The organism is Mycolicibacterium novocastrense, from assembly GCF_001570485.1.
Classification (GTDB): domain Bacteria; phylum Actinomycetota; class Actinomycetes; order Mycobacteriales; family Mycobacteriaceae; genus Mycobacterium; species Mycobacterium novocastrense.
The window spans coordinates 106,594-123,267 of the sequence record NZ_BCTA01000099.1 but is presented as its reverse complement, the minus strand read 5'-3'; the positions used below and the strand labels follow the sequence as shown (position 1 = coordinate 123,267).

Annotated in this window: 17 protein-coding genes and 1 pseudogene; 3 read left to right on the top strand and 15 right to left on the bottom strand. The window is 61.6% G+C overall.

Features of this window, described 5'->3' with window-relative positions; translation table 11 throughout:
- The 9 genes and pseudogenes from RMCN_RS29895 to RMCN_RS29855 all read right to left on the bottom strand — a co-directional run.
- Positions 1-403, bottom strand: a pseudogene (locus tag RMCN_RS29895) (VOC family protein); the annotation flags it as partial.
- Positions 404-421: 18 nt separating this feature from the next.
- Entirely contained in the window at positions 422-1,426 is a 1,005-nt protein-coding gene (locus RMCN_RS29890) for a dihydrodipicolinate synthase family protein (protein WP_234787838.1), read from the bottom strand.
- An 18-nt stretch (positions 1,427-1,444) separates the two neighbouring features.
- Positions 1,445-2,530 (bottom strand): cupin domain-containing protein, encoded by a 1,086-nt coding sequence (locus RMCN_RS29885; RefSeq protein ID WP_067396802.1) that lies wholly within the window; start codon positions 2,528-2,530, stop codon positions 1,445-1,447.
- A 552-nt stretch (positions 2,531-3,082) separates the two neighbouring features.
- Positions 3,083-4,324, bottom strand: a complete 1,242-nt coding sequence (locus tag RMCN_RS29880; protein WP_067396799.1) for an NAD(P)/FAD-dependent oxidoreductase — start codon at positions 4,322-4,324, stop codon at positions 3,083-3,085.
- Positions 4,321-4,521 carry a ferredoxin gene (locus RMCN_RS29875; protein WP_014211439.1) on the bottom strand — a complete coding sequence of 67 codons (201 nt, stop codon included), beginning with the start codon at positions 4,519-4,521 and terminating at the stop codon, positions 4,321-4,323. Before RMCN_RS29875 ends, RMCN_RS29880 begins: the two co-directional genes overlap by 4 nt.
- A 28-nt stretch (positions 4,522-4,549) precedes the next feature.
- Positions 4,550-5,353 (bottom strand): 3-(cis-5,6-dihydroxycyclohexa-1,3-dien-1-yl)propanoate dehydrogenase, encoded by an 804-nt coding sequence (gene hcaB / locus RMCN_RS29870; protein ID WP_067396796.1) that lies wholly within the window; start codon positions 5,351-5,353, stop codon positions 4,550-4,552.
- Positions 5,350-5,655 carry a hypothetical protein gene (locus RMCN_RS29865; RefSeq protein ID WP_067396794.1) on the bottom strand — a complete coding sequence of 102 codons (306 nt, stop codon included), beginning with the start codon at positions 5,653-5,655 and terminating at the stop codon, positions 5,350-5,352. The genes hcaB and RMCN_RS29865 overlap by 4 nt, the downstream gene beginning before the upstream one ends.
- Positions 5,652-6,215, bottom strand: a complete 564-nt coding sequence (locus RMCN_RS29860) for a 3-phenylpropionate/cinnamic acid dioxygenase subunit beta (protein ID WP_014211436.1) — start codon at positions 6,213-6,215, stop codon at positions 5,652-5,654. Before RMCN_RS29860 ends, RMCN_RS29865 begins: the two co-directional genes overlap by 4 nt.
- Before the next feature lie 29 nt (positions 6,216-6,244).
- Entirely contained in the window at positions 6,245-7,699 is a 1,455-nt protein-coding gene (locus RMCN_RS29855; protein WP_014211435.1) for an aromatic ring-hydroxylating dioxygenase subunit alpha, read from the bottom strand.
- A gap of 532 nt (positions 7,700-8,231) precedes the next feature.
- On the opposite strand from RMCN_RS29855, the gene RMCN_RS29850 reads away from it, so the two are divergent.
- From RMCN_RS29850 to RMCN_RS31750, 3 genes are read left to right on the top strand one after another with little or no spacing between them, the layout of a single operon-like run.
- On the top strand, positions 8,232-9,032 hold the full coding sequence (locus tag RMCN_RS29850) for an IclR family transcriptional regulator (protein WP_067396825.1): 801 nt from the start codon (positions 8,232-8,234) through the stop codon (positions 9,030-9,032).
- Positions 9,032-9,343, top strand: a complete 312-nt coding sequence (locus RMCN_RS31755) for a hypothetical protein (RefSeq protein ID WP_234787837.1) — start codon at positions 9,032-9,034, stop codon at positions 9,341-9,343. The genes RMCN_RS29850 and RMCN_RS31755 overlap by 1 nt, the downstream gene beginning before the upstream one ends.
- 31 nt (positions 9,344-9,374) lie before the next feature.
- The gene (locus tag RMCN_RS31750; RefSeq protein ID WP_234787836.1) at positions 9,375-9,536 is read left to right on the top strand and encodes a hypothetical protein; all 162 of its coding nucleotides are present in this window, start codon (positions 9,375-9,377) and stop codon (positions 9,534-9,536) included.
- 285 nt (positions 9,537-9,821) lie between these two features.
- Here RMCN_RS31750 and RMCN_RS29840 read toward each other — a convergent pair whose 3' ends face one another.
- The 6 genes from RMCN_RS29840 to RMCN_RS29815 all read right to left on the bottom strand — a co-directional run bounded on the left by RMCN_RS29840 (position 9,822) and on the right by RMCN_RS29815 (position 16,359).
- A complete protein-coding gene (locus RMCN_RS29840) occupies positions 9,822-10,625 on the bottom strand; it encodes a 2-keto-4-pentenoate hydratase (protein ID WP_067396793.1) in 804 nt (267 codons plus the stop codon).
- A gap of 88 nt (positions 10,626-10,713) precedes the next feature.
- Complete coding sequence (locus tag RMCN_RS29835) at positions 10,714-12,165, bottom strand: aldehyde dehydrogenase family protein (RefSeq protein WP_067396791.1); 1,452 nt, start codon at positions 12,163-12,165, stop codon at positions 10,714-10,716.
- Positions 12,162-13,373 carry a cytochrome P450 gene (locus tag RMCN_RS29830; RefSeq protein WP_067396789.1) on the bottom strand — a complete coding sequence of 404 codons (1,212 nt, stop codon included), beginning with the start codon at positions 13,371-13,373 and terminating at the stop codon, positions 12,162-12,164. Before RMCN_RS29830 ends, RMCN_RS29835 begins: the two co-directional genes overlap by 4 nt.
- A 75-nt stretch (positions 13,374-13,448) precedes the next feature.
- Positions 13,449-14,507: an amidohydrolase family protein gene (locus RMCN_RS29825; protein ID WP_067396788.1), complete on the bottom strand. Its 1,059-nt coding sequence runs from the start codon at positions 14,505-14,507 to the stop codon at positions 13,449-13,451.
- Positions 14,504-15,196, bottom strand: a complete 693-nt coding sequence (locus tag RMCN_RS29820) for a 4-carboxy-4-hydroxy-2-oxoadipate aldolase/oxaloacetate decarboxylase (protein ID WP_067396786.1) — start codon at positions 15,194-15,196, stop codon at positions 14,504-14,506. Before RMCN_RS29820 ends, RMCN_RS29825 begins: the two co-directional genes overlap by 4 nt.
- A gap of 2 nt (positions 15,197-15,198) precedes the next feature.
- Positions 15,199-16,359 carry a zinc-dependent alcohol dehydrogenase gene (locus RMCN_RS29815; protein ID WP_084377873.1) on the bottom strand — a complete coding sequence of 387 codons (1,161 nt, stop codon included), beginning with the start codon at positions 16,357-16,359 and terminating at the stop codon, positions 15,199-15,201.
- Positions 16,360-16,674 lie beyond the last annotated feature (315 nt).

The following is a 16,674-nucleotide window of genomic DNA, read 5'->3' as shown; positions in this document are numbered from 1 at the left end:
CCGATATCGCACGACCGGGCCGGAAGGAACCCGGCACCACCTTCTGACCGTAAAACAACTCATGACGCAACCCCGAAGGATCCGACAGCGTCACAAAGCCCAACACACCGCGGGCTGCGCAGTCCTCCTCGGTTCCCACCTCAAACCCAATACCCTGCCGATGCAACAACTCCCCGGCAGCCTCAACCGCCTCCTCGCTGCCCACATCCCAACCCGCATACAACATCCGGTTGCGCTCTCCGTGATGCACAGCCAAACGGTGATCGGCGTCATCGATCCGCAACAGAACCGACCCACTGGCCGCCTCCACCGCCTCCATCCCCAAAACCTCCGGACCGAACTCCAACCACTCCTTCGCATCCGGAGACTCCACACCCACATAACCCAACGCCTTCACCAACATGTGCTGTCCTCAGGCGATTCAGTGGTTCGAGACGGCAAGTGACGCATAGCGCTGCTGGAGTGCGGCCCAGTTCTTGCCGGCCTCGCGCCCGCCAGCCAAATAGGACTCCGGCACTTCGGTGTACGGCGGTCGGGTGGGCCCCGTGCGCATAAAACCGGCCGCCTGGAATTGGGCGTTGTCGATCTGGATGCTGTACTTGAGGAATTCAGCGAAGTTGCCGCCCGGGTAGAGCGTCGCGAGAGCGGCCTCCAGTTCGTCGGTGAGCGTTTGGCAGTCGTCCCAGCGGCCGGCTCGGATTAAGTCGCGCAAGTGGGTTACCGGCGCAGGACCGCAGGCCACATTGCCCGACCAACAGGCGGTGACCTCCTCTGGGAATAGCCGGGCAAAGTAGTACCAGTCGGTCTCAAGCGGCAGTAGCCGCACACGACCGCCGACGGCGCGGAGGTCGGAGAGGAAGGCGGAGCCACTGAGCAGTCCGAGGTGCTTGGCAGCGACAACCTGTGGTATCTGGCTAAGCGCCTCGTATGCGGGGGTCCCGATCTTTCCCTTGAAGGCGCCCGGGTTGTCGTAGACCACCAATGCCAGGTTCGGCACTGCCTCGGCCACATCGCGATAGAAGCGCACAATTCCGGCGTCGTCGAGGGGCAGCCACATCGGACGACCGACGAACAAACCGTCGGCACCGAGCTCGCCGAGCCGACGACCTCGAGTGATCGTATCGCGGGTGTTGAGCGTCGTCGCTCCAGCGAAAACCGGAATTCGACCCGCGACGGCATCGACGACGGTGGCGACGAAGCTTTGCAACTCGTCCCATGTCAGCGAGGCACACTCGCCGAAGGTGCCTGTGGTCATAAGCACGTCGACCCCGCCGCGGACCATCGAGTCGGCGAGCGTCGCCGCCTCGTCGAGGTCCACGGAGAATGTTGTGTCGGGCTGGTCGGCCGTCGGGATGGAGGGCGTAGGAATGATGCCGACGACCCCTGTGATGTCATCAACGGTCAACTTCGTGTCAGGCACAGGCATTGCCTTTCTGGTGAAACGTCAGCGGGCTCGGACGTTGGCGGGTACTGGGGGAAACGGGTGCGCCCCCAATGACAGCTCGGGCTCTTCGTAGTAGAGATCGAGTGCCTTAAGTGTGGGGATGTCGTTGACCGAGAACAGCACGGCATCTTCCGTCGACCGGTTGACGAAGTGATGGGTGCTCCAGTTAGGCACCGCGAAACTGTCGTGGGGCCCCCAGTCAAGCTCCACGTCGTCGACGACCGTCGTCCCTTCGCCACGCACGACGAAATACACGGCACTCGACGTGTGGCGATGGGCGTCGGTCCGCTGGCCGGGCCGCAGCAATTGCACCCAGCAATCGAGCGTTGGCATGGTCGATCCGCCTGTGACGGGGTTGGCATAACGCAGGACGACGCCGTCGTAAGGACTGCCCGCAAGGCCCGCCATCCGCTGGAGCTGCCGCTCGACGTCGCGCCACGGATAGCGGAATGGAAAGTTCGCCGTCTTGACCTGCTCCCACGCAGGGCGCAGCAGGCCCCCCCGGTCGGCGAGATGCTCTCCCGGCTCGTCGCGTTGAGGTTGGCGCTTCTCGCCGTAGGACTCATAGAAGGGAACATTGAGCCCGAGCACCAATCCGATATCAAGCACGTCGAGCCAAACGACGTTCTCCGAGGTGGCATTCTCGTGGTCGTGCCACGTCCAGCGAGGGGTTAAGACAAGGTCGTAGTCCTCCATTTGGCACGGCTCGCCGTCCACCACAGTAATCAGGCCGGGGCCGCCTTGAATAGCGAACCGCAGCGCTGCCATGGTATGGCGGTGCGCATAGGCAATCTCGCCGGGCTTGAGCATCTGCATGCCCATGTTCATGGTGTGCGTGGTTCCCCGGGCATCCGGATTGATGAACGAGAGATTGCGTCGCGCCGTCAAACTTTCGGGCATCACGTCGCACGACTTCAGAAGCTTCGCGTAAACATCGTGCCATCGCCACAGAAACGGAACACCGGCGGGCTTGGGGCCGCCGACGACGCTTTCCAGCATTTCGTCGTATATCCATTGCCCACGTAAGTTGGCAGCCTCGAGCTCGACGTCAAATTCGCGGAGCTCTGAACTCTCGGCGGTGGACATTGGCTACCTTCTCTGGTTGGCAGAATGACACTCTGTCAATTAGAGATTATCGGCACCCGCCGGTTGCGTCAATACCGCACGGGCCGCACTGAGCTGACCTCTTGGGTCAGTACCCCTAACGGGGCGAAAGCTCGAGATATGCAGCACGCTAGACGAATTCGCCGACTCCGCCGCCATCCAGATCATCCGGTGCCGCAATTCGTGGTGTCGCGGGTGCTCCCGGATGGACTTGCGAGCGTGTTCGTTGAGCTGCTCGCGCGCCGATCTGCGGAAAGACTATCTTCTTCAGCCAGCACGTCGGCAGCCCCCCGTGCCGACTCGCGCCAGCTCCGCTAGTCATCTCGGATCGGCGCACAACGCAATGAGGACACTGTTGCCGCTGGGGAGCAACTCGGGATCGGGTGAGGCGAGATAACGGCAAGGTGTTTATCTTGAGGGCCGTGTTTCCCGCTGGTGAGACGTTGTCGAACTAAGATTGCGGCGCCGCAGCGAGCATCTTCGGCGGACGTACAGTGTCACGTCTGATGCAGCGGGCAACCACGCGTGGCCGCACTATGGTGATCGCGTCGCGGCAGTGTCGGGTGGGTTCGTTAACAGTTCGAGCCTCTCCCGCACAGTTTCGAGATCGCTGCCGACCTTCAGTGCACGCCTGCACTCGATCAGTGCTCGAGGCCAGTTCACGATCGCGGCGCCGCTCAAACGTTGCTCGCGATCGGGGTAGAGCGCTGTGAATCGATTGTCGGACAATCGATCTCCGACGACGAGTGGCTCACTTAGGTGAGTTGTTTGGCCGCAAAACTGGATCTTCCAGTCGTACTGGTCGCTCCATACGTACTCGACGGGCTCGTAGCAGCGCAGATGGTCGGGGTGCGAGATATTGTGCGCGACGCAAGACGCCTGGTCGACCGCGTTTGTCCAGTGTTCGATGCGCATCATCACGCCGCGGGCGCGATGAAACCAACGCGACACGTCGCCGACTGCGTAGACGTTCTCTGACGTGACGGCGCGGCAGAACTGGTCGCAGACCAGGCCGTCATCGACGACCAGTCCCGACGGCATCAGCCAGCCGTCGTTCGGAACGGCGCCGATGCCCACCACCACCGTGTCGGCTTCCACGACGGTCCCGTCCGTGAGGCCGACCTCCAAGTTGCCGCGCTCCCCCTCAATATTCTCGACACCGACGCCGAATCGCGTGTGCACTCCGTGGTCTCGGTGCAAATCGACGAACCACCCACCGATCTCTTCGGTAAGCACCCGGCTCATCGGCACCGGCACCGGGTCGACAACCGTCACTTGCAGCCCCAGTGACCGCGCGGTTGACGCGACCTCGGCCCCAATAAATCCTGCCCCGATCACCACGAGGCGGGCACCGGCAACGAGGTCGGCTCTTAGCCGCAGACAGTCCTCTAGGGTGCGTAGCACATGAACGCCCGGTCCCTGGCCCCACGGGGATGGTCGCGCGCTCGCTCCGGTGGCCACCACCAGGTGGTCGTAGTGCAGGGGCTCATCATCGGCGAACTCAACCTCACACGCTGCGACATCCACTCCGATCGCGCGGCGGCCGAGGCGAAGCTCGATGGCGTCGGCGGCGGCAGCGTCTCTGGTGAGTAACGTCGCAGCCGCGATGTCACTCGTACCCGCAAGCAACGCTTTGGATAGCGGCGGTTTGTCGTAGGGCAGTGCAGTTTCCTCGCCCACGAGGACGATGTCGCCGTCGTAGCCTTCCGATCGCAGCGCCTGGGCCGTGCGGACCCCGCCGACAGAACTGCCGACGATGACGACCCGTGACGTCATTCGTCTACGACTTCTAACGCTGCCACCGGACAGCTGCGCGCAGCCTCCTCGACCCGGGTCCTGTCCGCGGAAGGGACCTCCGTCTTCCGGACCAACACGAGTCCCCGGTCGTCGATGTCGAAGTAGTCCTCGGCGGCTACGACACAGTTCGCGTATCCCTGACATACCGCGTGGTTAGCCTTTATGACTCCGTCCATGTGCTTTCCTTCCCTATGTTCGTCGGGTTCAATTGCGCTGGGGTGCAGGTCCGAGGCTGAAACCGCCGTCGGGGCGGATCGTTTCGCCGGTAAGCCCGCGGGAGCGGTGCGAAGCGAGAAAGACGTAACTCCACGCGTGGTCGTGACCCGATAGGGCCACGTTGAGCGGTGTGCGAGCAGCCAATTCGCGGGCCCGGTCGGGTGCAGCATCCAGACGGCGGGCGCCAAGGTCGAGACTGTCGAGTCCGCGCAGGTCGGTGTTCAACGTTCCCCCTGGGGCAACACCGTTCACACGGATCCTCGGCGCGAGTTCGTGAGCCAGTGCGGTGACGAGGCCACGCACCGCGAACTTCGACGCGACATACAGCAGGCCGCCACGTCCTGGATAAAATGATGAAGCGGACTCGGTGAGGATGATCGAGGCGCCGTCCTGGCCCATCAATGCCGGCACTGCAGCCTTGACTGAGTGGATATGACTCAGGACGTTGATACGAAACATCTCGTCGAACGCCTTGTCGATTCGCTCGGGGGGGATGTCCTGAAGACGACGGTAGAAATCGAAGATCCCCACGCAGTTCACCAATGTGTCGAGTCCGCCGAACGCGTCGGCAGCGACCTGCACAGCTTCGTCGTTGGCGGTGTGGGTGGTCCCATCACCCTCGATTACCGGGATGTCGGGCAGCTGATGGCGCAGCGCCGCGCACTTATCGCTGTCGTACTCGAGCACGGCGACCTGGGCATCCTCGTTCAAGAACGCGTCGACGGTGGCCCGACCGATACCCGAACCTCCGCCGACGATCAATGCGCGTTTGCCCGCCAGCCAGCCAGTCATACCTCGTCGCCCAGAATCAAGGGAGTACCTGCGTTCCCCACCATGGCCGCTAAGGTGGCTGGGTTCTGCCAGGTCAACGCCTCGATCTCTAAGGCATCCAGCGACACCCACTGCGCCGATTTTGGCGCCTGAATCAACAGCCGAGCTCCGTTGCGAGTGGTCACTCGGCGCACGACGACCTCTGCGAACTCGTTGGCGACGTTAAGTGCATCGCCGGTCGCCCCGGCCAGCAGCGTAGCCAGTTCCTCGCACCCCGATTGTGGTGGTGACTGCGCGCCCTCGCCGGGTCGATTCGAGCTCATAGGAATACCGCCAGATTCTGCATTCGAAGCACTGATTCATCGACGGCGATTGTGCGCCGGGCGAGTTTGAGGGCGTTGCCATCGCGACGTAGGAGATCCTCACGACCGCATGAAAGGAGCGTGGACTCATTGACGTCGCCGCGGCTGCGGAACAACAACTCAGCGCTGTCGACCGCGAGGTAGTCGGCGTCGTCGGTGAGGAATGTGCGCACGTTGGTGATGAAGTGGCGCAGGCGCGATGGCGGATCCTCAGTCCAGGCGTGCTCGGTGGCGAATCGGGCAACGCGGCGACTGAGTGAGTATTTGTTCTCGTCGAAATGCGCCATTCCTGCTGAGGTATCGAATCCGGCGCCGGCGGCGGTGGTGATCCGCACCGGCATGTAATAGTGAATGTCCTCGGTAAGAACACCCAGCCACCTGTCGTAGTCTTGGGCATCGAGAAGGTACGCCTCGTTGACGAGGAAGCGATGCGCCTCCAGATGGCGAGAATCGTCGAACGGCAAGGCTTCCCCCACACGTTGGGCGCGGGCGGCGTGCGCACCGAGTACCGATGGGGCCATGGGTCGACCAGTGCGTTGATCATCGACGGTCACAGCGTCACCGACGTCGTAGCCGACTCCGAGTCGATACCGGCGACGGCCCGGCCATTGGTCTGCACCATCGGCTCAATACCTTGCGGGTTGTCCGTGAGCACAGTAGCCGGGTCGACTCGCAGCGGCGGCATGTCGAGGTAGTCAGCCCAGAGCCTCAATAATTCCCGTTGATTGTTCTCGTTGTAGCCGAGCTGAGCGTATCCAGGCCCGTGAAACTGAGCGCTGCTTAGGGTGTCGACCACCCGGGCATCGTCTGCGAGCAGCCCCATCCGGCTGTTCAGCCGCAGTCGGCGGGCCATCGAACCCCCCGCGGTGTTGGTCAGCGACACCCAGTTCTCGACATCGTCTTGTTCGAACATTCCCGTCGAGCCGAAACACATCAAATAAGCCTTGTATGAGGCCGCCTTAAACGCTTCCGGGGCATCAGAATCCACCGCAAACCAGGACAGCACCTCAGTCTCGTTCTCGCTAATGGGCTGCCATACCCGAATCGAAATGAACGGCAAGACGTGCTCGCCGTCCTCCACTTTCGGCCAGTTGTGCACGAAACTGATGTTCGGAAAGCACGTCGCCGCCGAGATCATGAACCCGTCGGCGCCCACGACCTGTCGCTGCTGCTCGGTCCAGGTCGCCTTGGCACGACTGATCATCTCCGCCGGGTAGCCGACATAGCTCATCCGGTCTTCGAAACTCCCCTCAGGCAGCTTGTATGTGGTGCCCCCACCTCTGCCCGCCCAATAGGTTGCGCCGTCTTTGCGCTTGTGGGCCTTCGGCTCTCGGAACAGGCCGATCTCGACCACCGACGTGTGCGTCTGCGGGGTGTGGTACATGTCCCCGGCGAAATTCTCAGCTGCGATTTTCCAGTTCGCTTTTACCCGCCAACGCTGAGGACCTTGCACCTCGAGACCGTTGGGGCCCTGCTTGGTGTAGAAATCGAGATAGAACCTGAAATCACCCAGGTAGTCTTCAAGCGATTCTGCGTCAGGATCCATCGACAGGAAGATCAACCCGTTGTAGCTGGCCACACTCGGCGCTGGCAACAGGGTCTGACCCGTCTTGTTGAACCCCGCGTCTCCTCCATAGGCCTCTTGGTGAAAAGGCAGTCCGATAATGCGGCCGTCGTTGCGGTAAGACCACCCGTGGTACGGGCATCTGAAATTCGAGGCGTTCCCCATCTCCGCCCGACAAATCTGCATACCGCGATGGAGGCACATATTGAACATCACCCGGACCTCGCCTGCAGAATCACGAGCGACGATGAACGAGTCCTGTAACACTTGCCTGACCACGTAGTCGCCCGGCTGCGGAATTTCGGACTCGTGCGCGACGAACAACCACGCCCGACTGAACAGCCGCTCCTTTTCGAGCGAGAAAATCTGCTTGTCGTTGTACACGTGCGCCGGAATCATGCCAGTGCGTACTGCCGCCAACACCTCACCGTGATCCTGCATCTTCAACTCCATGACTCAGCGACGGGACCCAATCCTCGACTGAGGCGCCTTCACTGTTATGTAGAACACGACTCTGTCTAGCAGAGAGTATGCCGTCTATTTGCCGGTGGAGTCAACCGGCTTCGCCGACATGTCGAACTGCCGCGCAGCCCGCTTCGTTGCCTTCGACGAAACGTCCACAACGGCATTCACCGCCCGAGGCAGTATGTCTTCCTTGCCCACGCGATTTGCGACGAGTGGGCACAGGGCCCGTAACGAAAACGACCGGCCCGGTACTGCTGCGCACGGGCAGGCATGCGTGGGATGCCAGCAGCTGTCAGCGGTACTGGCCGAGCAGATTTCGTCGGAGATTTTGCGCCGCCTACGGATTGGACTGGTCACCGACGACGACGCCGCGGGAAGCAAGTCTGCGGACCGCCCGGGCCGACGGCGGTGCCAGATGTTGTGCGGTGAGGCGACATTACGCCGCCGATGCCTGAGCGTCGCGATTCTTCGAGCTGCATTCGGCTTTCACCGCGGTAAGGTCTCTGTCATGCAGAAACCTCCTGTCGCGGGCATGGAGCATGACAGCACCGGAAAGCTCCCGCAATATCCGATCGAGTCTGTCGACAATGCTCTTCGCCTAATCCTCCTCCTCGGAGACCGCTCTGAGATCCGGCTCACTGACGCCAGCGAGTACCTGCAGGTCGCTTCGTCGACCGCGCATCGCCTGTTATCCATGCTTCAGTACCGCGGTTTTGTCCGCCAAGATCCGATCAGCAGGGCATACCAGCCCGGACCGTCCTTGACGAACGTGGCGTTCGCTGTGCACTCCAGGATGGACATACCGCGCACCGCCGCGCCGATTCTGCGCCACCTCGCGGAGACGTTGCAAGAAACCGTGCACGTAGGAACGTTGGACGGCAGACTCGTTCGCTTCATCGCGGCACTCGAAAGCCCTTCTGCTGTTCGAGTGATATCGCGTTTGGGTACTACACGTCCTGCACATTGCACGTCGACAGGTAAAGTCCTACTCGCCGGACTATCCGATGACGAGCTTGACCAGTTGTATCCCGACCCACATTTGGAGCCACTCACCGAGCATTCCGTGCGTACCCTCACCGAACTGCGCGCTCAATTGGCAGAGGTCAGGAAAAGTGGGTTTGCGACCAGCAACCAGGAAAGTGAGGAAGGCGTCGCGTCCGTTGCCGTGGCCGTACCCGTAGGAGGTTCCCAGATGAGGCTGGCACTGAATGCGTCAGCGCCCAGTTATCGATTCCGGCCCTCAGATATCCGCAAAGCTCGCACTGCCCTAACAGACGCCGCCGCCGAGCTAGCCCGCAATCTCGGCTGATGACGTCCAAAAAAGTGGAAGCCGACAGTGAAATGCTCAGCGGCGCCCCAGATTTGCCTGGCTTCATTGCCACCCTCGACGCGTTCCTAAGCATGGAGAAGCAACGGAATGCCGAACCGATGTTCGCGGCGGTCCTCACCGACGACTTTCAGATCGGTTTTCGTGGTGGTTACCAGTGGAAAGGCCGCGATGGTCTGCAGACGTACCTTGACCAACCGGCCGGGATCTTCGACGAACGCCTGGAACTGCGCCACGTACTTTCCTACATCCCGGCGAAGGAGGGTGTGGTCGAGCTGACGACCCATCTTTGAGTTCTACTTTCGACGCTGGAAAGCACCCTCGTTGGTCAGCGAAGAATTCACCGGGTCGGCCTTTCGCACGTGGCTGATTCGCATAGCTGACAACGAGATGCGCGTGAAGCAGGTGATTATCGATGGATTTGCCAATCTCAACGAAAACGCACGGGCGGTGTTTGCCATCCCAGATGAAGGGTTCGACGAATAAGCGCTACAGCGACGAAGGCGGTAGACGTCCACCGACGCCGAGGCGCACGATCAAACCTCGCTTCTCCATAGCACGATGTCGATCTCGTCGAAATGAGACATCGCAATCAGGCCCTGTAGGCCCTCACGGGTTATTGGAAACCGACCTCTCCCCCTTGGACGCCGGCTAGCGGGATCTAAGCCCACCATCCCGGCGACGTCCAGTACCGCGGTAATGTGCATGATGTTCTGCAGTAGGTCGGTGCCAGGTTCCCCGAACCGATGATGGCGACTTTCGTCATTGCCATCATGCCTCTGAGAACGTGGCGGAAACCGATCCCAAAGGCTCGATCTCCGCTTCGACATGAACTCCGGGCCTGACCGCGGCCATGGGTCCAAGCGCTCCTGAAAGAACGATCTGGCCAGCGCGAAGTGGCTGCCCGTACGCAGCAGCTGTCCTGGCCAACCACATCAATGCAAGGATCGGGTCACCTAGACAGGCCGCTCCAGAGCCGGCTGATACCGGAACGCCATCGGCCGACATTCGCATGACGACGTCCCGGGGCTCGAATTCGTCGATTTCGAGCCGGTTCTTCCCCAGAACGAACAGCCCGCTGGAGGCGTTGTCCGCCACGGTGTCAGCGATACTCAAGTCCCAATTCGCTATGCGGCTGTCCACGATCTCCAGTGCCGCAACGGCGTAGCGAATCGATCCTCGAATTTGATCTTCGCTTGACACATCTCTGTCGATATCTTCCGCGAGTACGAAGGCGACTTCGGCTTCGACCTTGGGCTGCAACAACTTTCGATAAGGAACGGGCGTCTCGCCGGATGCGTCCATGTCCGCAAATAGGACACCGAAATCCGGTTGGTCGACGCCGAGTTGTTGCTGTACTGAAGGAGCAGTCAGGCCGATCTTTCGACCGATTACCACTCCGCCCGCCGCCACCCGGCGAGCGTTGAGCTCCTGCTGAACCGCATACGCCGAATCAATGTCCTCCGCGCCGATCAGCGTGCGCACCGGAAGTGCTGGTTGCCCTGTCACGAAAGCGGTTTGGATACGGTCGACGGCAGCTCGGATGATGCTGATGTCGCGAACTGTGGTTGTCATATGTGACCTTCCTTTTTGGGCGGCAACGTCATCGACGTTATGGACAGGGTTAACGGGGTTCGCGCAAGTGTTGCCAGGCAAAGCCTTCTTACTGCCGAGCGCTTTTCGCATGCCGGTCGACGTCGGCCACCCCGGCAATGGACTTGAGTCGAAGATGGGAGGAGATCTCGAGCGAGCCGCCGACTCCGCTGTCTTTGTATCCCTCGGCTGGGTCGGAGACACCGTGGCTCCGCGCGTTAATCGAGATGCGCCCGGTATGCATTTTGCGCGCCACCGCCGTCGCACGCTCGACGTCACGACTGAACACCGCACCGCCAAGCCCATATGACGAATCATTGGCCATTCGTGTCGCGTCCTCATCTCCGTCATGAGGAACCACGACCAGCACGGGCCCAAATATCTCTTCGCGGAACACGCGCATCGTACGGTCGACGTCGACGATCACCGTGGGCTCGACGTAGAAGCCGGTCGCAATGGACGGACGGCCACCTCCGAGGGTCACCCGAGCTCCTTCGGCACGAGCCGAGTCGATGTAGTCCTCGACACGTGCACGCTGCGCCGCGCTGACAAGCGGACCGAAGACTGTCCCTGGATCCAGCGGGTCACCCACCTGAGCACTGGCCAAGCATGATGTGACGACCTCGAGTACATCGCTGAAGCGTGCGCGAGGCGCGATGACACGCGTGCACGAGTAGCAGACCTGCCCCGTATTCGGCAGGCAGGTGGTGACCAAGTTGTCGGAGAAGAGCTCGAGGTCCGCATCGTCGAGCAACACGGCCGCCGACTTCCCACCCAGCTCCGCTACGACCGGCTTTAACAAATGCCCTGCACGCGAGGCGATTACGCGACCGGCATCCGTGGAACCCGTGAAGGACACCATGTCTATGTTCGGATCGTCAACCACCGCGGACCCTGTCGTGCGGCCACCGGTGACGATGTTGATCACACCGGGAGGGAATCCGACTGCCGCAGCGAGCTCCCCGATGAGCAATGAGTCCAAAGGTGTTTCCTGCGCAGGTTTCACGACGACCGTGCACCCTGCGGCGAGAGCCGGAGCCAGCTTGTGGGCTAATAGTGACTGGGGCGCATTCCACGGGATGATGATCCCGACGACGCCCACCGGTTCACGTCTGACGATGTTCTTCCCGTCGGCACTAGCAACTTCGGGCTCGAACGATTCGGCTTCCTCGGCATAGTGACGGTAGAGAGCTATGGGACGAGTGCCATTGGTACGACGTGACCTCGAGATGACGGCTCCATTCTGGGCCGTCACGAGGTGCGCGATCTCCTCGCGTCGTTCATCGAAACGGTCGGCCAGCGCGGCGATCAGGGCTGCACGATCTTTGGATGGCGCTTCGGCCCACCCCCGCAGCGCGGCGTGCGCCGCCATCGCCGCTGACGCTACATCGGCGGGGCTCCCGTCTGGAACGCTCCCGACCCAGTCCTCGGTGGCCGGATCGGTGAGGTCGATGAAGGCATCGGAATTGGACTCTTGCCAGACACCATCGACATAGATATGGCTGTGGCGACTGCCGATCACGCCGATTCTCCGGAAAGTACTGGATTCTTGACCACAGCGGGCGTGAAAGTCGCAGGGACACTATGGAATCCACGCAACACGTTGTTGAGCTTGCGGATGGGCTCGCCAATCGTGATCGTCTCGACGCGCTCGATCATCGATTCTAATACCGCTTGGAGCTCGATCCGGGCCAACACCTGACCCGCGCAGGCATGAAGACCGGTTCCAAAGGTCAAATGACCCGCGGCGTTTCTGTGAATGTCGAATTTGTCTGGCTCCGGATACTGGCGCTCATCGCGATTGCCGCTTCCATAGATGACAGCAACCCGCTCACCCGCGGCGATCTCAATTCCGCTTACCTCGGCGTCCACCGCTGCGACACGGGAGAAGAGCTGCGCAGGTGCTTCGATCCTCAACACCTCATTCACGACGGCGTTGACCCGGTGCGGTAACCCGCGGAGTTCGTGCCACTGCTCAGGATGCGTCCCGAGCAGCCACACCATCGCCCCAAGCGCATTGACGGTCGTGTCCATCCCCGCCGTAAGGTACGCCGAAAGTAGGTGCAGGCAGTACTCCTCGGGGATGATCCCAGCGTCGGCCGCTTCGTATACCGCGGCACCCATGCTGCCCGGCGCCAGTTGGTCCCTCGTTGCGACGGTGCGGATGTACTCGAACTGCTCGGCGATGTCGGCCAGGCCTCCGGAGGTGCGATCACTTGGCGGCCCAAAGGCGTTGAACGCACCGCTGGCCCAGCGCAGCAACTCCGAGCGAGCATCAACGGGGAGGCCGATCAGCTCTCCGACGACCTCTACGGGAAAGACCTGACTGAAGTCGGTCACCGCATCGAAGGAGCCTCTTCTGGTCATCTCGTCGACAAGCGATTGAGCTCTGGGCCGAATGACCTGCTCCACATTGCGAATTGAGCGAGGCCCCAAACGATCCTGGAGAACACCGCGCAGCATCTCGTGGCGTGGCGGGTCGGACGCGATGACGCTGTGTCTACGGACCTCGTTGAACTGACTGTTGAAGCCGACACCTTTGCCGGATATGAATCGCGTGTGGTCAATGAGGACTGCCCGCACTTCGGCATACCGCGCCACCGCGAGCACGCCATTAGCGGTCAGGCGGACGACCGGCCCCAGCTCACGCATGCGGGCGTACGTGGGAAACGGATCACGCAACACCTCGTCGGAGAAGATATCGACGTCGAACTCTGGGATCGTGCTCACCGACTCTCGGCTCCTTCTGTTGTATTGAGTCGCCCCCCGCTTGCCGTGCGAGACCTATCCATGTCGCCCGTCCCCTCATCCGAAGCGGACGTCGGCTACGGCGGATCCGGTGCCGGCGAGATCTTTACTGGCCAAATGCCGGTCCAGCCGGGGATACACCCTGCGCGCGTTACCCTCCACCACTGCGTGGTGTTCTCTCTCACTCAAATCGAGTTCGTTGATGTAGACAAGCGTGTCGTCCCATGCGACTCCGGTGTCCGGGTCAACTCCGCGAACCGCGCCGAGCATTTCGGACGCGAAAAGCAGGTTCGCCGGACCGATCACCCGGTGCAGCAGATCGATTCCAGCCTGGTGATAGACGCAAGTGTCGAAGTACACATTTTCAAGGAGTTCGCTTGGGTCTGGTCTGCCCAGCCGAGCCGCCAAGCCGCGGTAACGGCCCCAGTGGTACGGGACGGCGCCACCTCCGTGCGGGATCACAAAGGTCAGCTTCGGAAATCGCTGGAACAAGTCAGACTCCACGAACTGCATGAAAACGCTCGTGTCAGCGTTGAGGTAGTGCGCGCCGAGCGTGTGGAAGTTTGGATTACACGAGGTCGAAACATGCACCATCGCAGGCACTTCCAACTCGATCATGACCTCGTACAGCGGGTACCAGTATTCGTCCGTCATCGGGGGCGTCGTCCAGTACCCGGCCGTCGGGTCCGGGTTGACGTTGCACCCGACGAAACCGAGTTCATCCACGCAACGTCGTAGCTCGTCGACCACCGCACGCAGGTCTCCACAAGGCGTCTGCGGCAACTGAGCCACTGGCGCGAAAGCGTCGGGATAAAGTTGCGTCACACGGTGGACCAGGTCGTTGGACGCACGGGCCCAAGCGGTGGCGGTGGCCTGGTCCGCTATATGGTGCTCCATCCCGGAAGCTTTCGGCGAGAACAGCATCAGATCACCACCTCGCTCGCGAAGCACGCGCAGCTGATTGTTCTCGACGCTCTCTCGGAGCTCGTCGTCACCGATCCTCGGCGCTGCCGGCGCGGGCACGCTGGGATCTTCCAACGCCGCGAGCTGTTGGTCACGAAACGCCTGATGCGCCGGCGGTGACGTGGTGTAGTGACCGTGGATGTCAATGATCACCGCACGGCGTCCTCATAGTCGACATAGCGCAACCCCGCGCAGGCAAGGTCGGCACGCATGTTGTTGACGTCCAGGCTGAGTTCACCGTGCATGTAACGCTTTCGGTTCTCAGCTTCCCTGGTCTCGCGCAGCCTGGCGGCCGCTGCGACCGCAGCGGCCTCCGTGCGGGGGACGACGACGACACCGTCGTCGTCGCCGACCACGACGTCACCCGGTTCGACCCAGGCGCCGGCACAAGTAATCCCGACATTGACCGAGCCAAGACGTTTTTTCACCGTGCCCTGTGCTGAGACACATTTCGACCAGACTGCAAAATTCATGGCCGCGAGTTCCGTGACGTCCCGGCATCCGGCGTCGATCACCAGACCACTCACACCCCGGGCCGCGAGTGCCGTGGCCAGTAATTCACCGAAAAACCCATACTCCGAGGGCTCTTCGGGAGCGACTACCAGGACATCACCTGCCTCACACTGCTCCACCGCCACATGGATCATCCAGTTGTCATCTGACGGCACACTGACAGTCACCGCGGATCCGCAGACCCGTGCACCGGTGTAGATCGGCCTCATGTACGCAGCGAGCAGCCCGGTGCGGCCCTGTGCTTCATGAATGGTCGCAACGCCGAACTGGGCGAGCTCCTCCCGCACCGCGGGATGGGCGCGAGGTGGATTGCGGATGACGACAGACACCGTCAGGACTCCTTTCCCAGCCAAGGCATCAGCGAAATGTGGATCACGTCGGCGTCCTCTGTCTCACCAGCCAGCGCTCGGATAGCCCTGTCGACCTGATCGAGCGCGAACTTGTGCGTGGACAGCCGCTCCAGCGGAAACCGTCGCGACGCAAGCTGTTCGAGTGCGAGCTCACACGCGCGGTAACTATGGCCGCGTGCGCTTCGGATCGTGATGGCCTTCTCAGTAAGCTTCTTCACCGGAAAATCGGGGAACGCAGCTAGTTCCCCCTGGATGAGCAATGTGCCCTCACGGCGTTTCAAGGCGTCGATGCCGAGTAACACCGGTCCCACACCAGCCCGCGAGGTGCAGTCGAGTACGAAGTCGACGCCGCGCCCGTTGGTCAAGTCCATTATCCGGTCGTGGGGAGCTTCTGCAACGATGTCGATGACCTCGTCTGCACCGAGTTCCAGCGCGAGGTCCAGGCGAGCTTTGTCCCGGGTCGCGCCCGTAACGATGATTTGGGACGCGCCGGCTTGCTTGCAAGCCACGACTTGCGACAGTCCCTGCTGGCCCGGTCCTTGAATCAGGACAGTGTCGGCGTAACCGACACCTGCGGCGATCAGTGCCCACTCGATGCCGTTCGACAAGGGAGTAACGAGACCGGCCAGTTCAGCATCGACACTGTCGGGCACCTTATGTACCACCGCATTCCACGGCAAGTACATGTACTCGGAGAAGCCACCCCACAGCGTTCCGGCGTTGTTAGCTGAGGTGTAGCCGTATCTGCGCGCATCGGCGTTCGTTCGCCAGTCGGTTGCCTCGCAGTGGCGGTACTCGCCGATCCGGCACCATTCGCACTGATAGCAACCAACGTAATGCTCGACGAAGATTCGGTCGCCTTCGCCCACACCGTGCAACCGCGTGAACTTCTTTCCCGCCGCGGCGATGATGCCGACGTTCTCGTGGCCCATGATCACCGGCTCGTCGAATGGCGGTTTGGAATACATCTTGACATCCGTGCCGCATATCCCGGCGACCTCCACCTTCAGCAGCGCGGAATCATCGGACAGTTCCGGCAGGGGCAAATCCCGCAACTCGGTGGTGTTCGGCGCCGTACGTACAGCAGCCAAAACGCGCTCGACCAACTCATCCTCGCAATCGCCTTTTGGCATTATGGTCATGCCAATTTACCATCCGCGGCATCGGCCGCCATTGCCGGTAACTGCCCGTTTTCCAAGGGTTGCCAACACCGCCAGCCCTTCGACCCTCGGGAACGATGGTTTCGGCAACACACTCCGCGACACGATCCGGATACGGTGCTCTCAGCATCAGCGCGATGTGCTCAAAGCCGGCGCCTAAAACTGCCGCGCTCGCCGCAGGGCGATCCGCAAATCGCCTGTTGTGCCGCGGTGATGACTCCGGATGATGGCATGACTTGCCGCGGCCCCGCAGCGACCGTGACACAATGGTCATGCCAATTTACCAATAGGCTATCC

Excerpts from the sequence above, each read along its gene's own strand:
- RMCN_RS29890 (WP_234787838.1), bottom strand. The coding sequence starts at position 1,426 with ATGCCTGTGCCTGACACGAAGTTGACCGTTGATGACATCACAGGGGTC.
- RMCN_RS29885 (WP_067396802.1), bottom strand. The coding sequence starts at position 2,530 with ATGTCCACCGCCGAGAGTTCAGAGCTCCGCGAATTTGACGTCGAGCTC.
- RMCN_RS29880 (WP_067396799.1), bottom strand. The coding sequence starts at position 4,324 with ATGACGTCACGGGTCGTCATCGTCGGCAGTTCTGTCGGCGGGGTCCGC.
- RMCN_RS29875 (WP_014211439.1), bottom strand. The coding sequence starts at position 4,521 with ATGGACGGAGTCATAAAGGCTAACCACGCGGTATGTCAGGGATACGCG.
- hcaB (WP_067396796.1), bottom strand. The coding sequence starts at position 5,353 with ATGACTGGCTGGCTGGCGGGCAAACGCGCATTGATCGTCGGCGGAGGT.
- RMCN_RS29865 (WP_067396794.1), bottom strand. The coding sequence starts at position 5,655 with ATGAGCTCGAATCGACCCGGCGAGGGCGCGCAGTCACCACCACAATCG.
- RMCN_RS29860 (WP_014211436.1), bottom strand. The coding sequence starts at position 6,215 with ATGGCCCCATCGGTACTCGGTGCGCACGCCGCCCGCGCCCAACGTGTG.
- RMCN_RS29855 (WP_014211435.1), bottom strand. The coding sequence starts at position 7,699 with ATGCAGGATCACGGTGAGGTGTTGGCGGCAGTACGCACTGGCATGATT.
- RMCN_RS29850 (WP_067396825.1), top strand. The coding sequence starts at position 8,232 with ATGCAGAAACCTCCTGTCGCGGGCATGGAGCATGACAGCACCGGAAAG.
- RMCN_RS31755 (WP_234787837.1), top strand. The coding sequence starts at position 9,032 with ATGACGTCCAAAAAAGTGGAAGCCGACAGTGAAATGCTCAGCGGCGCC.
- RMCN_RS29840 (WP_067396793.1), bottom strand. The coding sequence starts at position 10,625 with ATGACAACCACAGTTCGCGACATCAGCATCATCCGAGCTGCCGTCGAC.
- RMCN_RS29815 (WP_084377873.1), bottom strand. The coding sequence starts at position 16,359 with ATGACCATAATGCCAAAAGGCGATTGCGAGGATGAGTTGGTCGAGCGC.